This is a genomic window from Okeania sp. SIO2B9, assembly GCF_010672505.1.
GTDB classification, from domain to species: domain Bacteria; phylum Cyanobacteriota; class Cyanobacteriia; order Cyanobacteriales; family Microcoleaceae; genus Okeania; species Okeania hirsuta.
Genome location: NZ_JAAHGK010001681.1, coordinates 1 through 1,299 on the forward strand (window position 1 = coordinate 1; position 1,299 = coordinate 1,299).

At 32.0% G+C, this 1,299-nt stretch carries 1 protein-coding gene; it reads right to left on the bottom strand.

Features of this window, described 5'->3' with window-relative positions; translation table 11 throughout:
- Positions 1–29: 29 nt before the first annotated feature.
- Positions 30–1,286 carry a transposase gene (locus F6K13_RS33655; RefSeq protein WP_287290003.1) on the bottom strand — a complete coding sequence of 419 codons (1,257 nt, stop codon included), beginning with the start codon at positions 1,284–1,286 and terminating at the stop codon, positions 30–32.
- Positions 1,287–1,299: the final 13 nt, after the last annotated feature.

Genomic DNA, 1,299 nt, shown 5'->3' on the forward strand with positions numbered 1-1,299 from the left:
TGTGAAGTTCTCTCCCGTTAAATCAAAGATTATAACCGGAGCTTCTCAACAAACAAAGAAGTTTCTTGTTTTGCTGGCTGACCAATATCTAAGCCTCCACAAGCAGACAAGATGATACCCACCTCGTTTAACGCTTTATTTAATATGTTTTTTGCTGCATTTTCATCCCTATCTAAAACTGTTCCACATTTCTGACAAGAATGAGTTCTAACTGATAAAGTCTTAGGTACTTTTTGACCACAATTACTACAATTTTGTGATGTATTATGAGGGTTAACTTTGATTAGATGAACACCGCGTTTTACCGCTACTGCATTCAATTTTTCAATAAAATTACTCCAGGCTACATCATAAATTGATTTTGATAGTTTAGTATTTTTAGCTAGACCTTTAATATTAAGGTCTTCTACAGCAATTAAATCATATTCTTTAACTAATTTATGAGCAGTCTTATAGTGAAAATATTCTCTTTGCCTGGCAATATGTTGATGTAGTCTAGCTATTCTATTTTGTGCTTTTTTCCAGTTTTTTGACCCAATTTCTTTTCTAGATACTTTTTTTTGCTTTCTTGCTAAATTAGATTGAGATTTTCTATAAAATTTAGGAACAGAAACAGTCTCACCAGTATTAGTAGTTAAAAACTCTTTTAACCCTACATCAATACCTACAGCAGTTTTGATATTATTTGTAGGAATTAGATTAGGAACTGATTTATCTTCTAAACTGAAACTTATATAATAACCATCAGCTTTTTTGGTTATAGTTGCAGTTTTTATCGTCATACCATCTGGTATAGGTCTATGAACTATGACTGGAATAGTACCAAACCTACTAATAATGATTTGCTTACCATCGAACTTAATTGCTGCTTTAGAATGATTGACTCTGCTGAAACAAAATGACCTTAACTTTCCTGATTTTTTAAATCTAGGTCGCCCTCCACGTTGACCTTTTTTGTCAGGTATTAACCAACGTTTCCAAGCTTTATCTAGCCTTTGTAAGTTAATTTGTTGAATTTCTGAATATATTTCCTTGTAGTCAGGAAATAACTGTTTTGTCTGTTTAAGTGCTGATTGTTGAAAATAATAATCTGGTCTAGTAGAAATTTCACCAATAGGACATGAAATTAATGAACAACGGTCAACTTGACATCTAGTTCTATTTAACCAATCTAGTCTTTGACCTAGAGCATAATTCCAATGTCTTCGTAACAGTTCTAGCCAATAATCAATTTTGACTGACTGTTCAGTAGTGGGCTTAATTTTGTAGCAATGAGTAATTATCATAATTTTATACTAC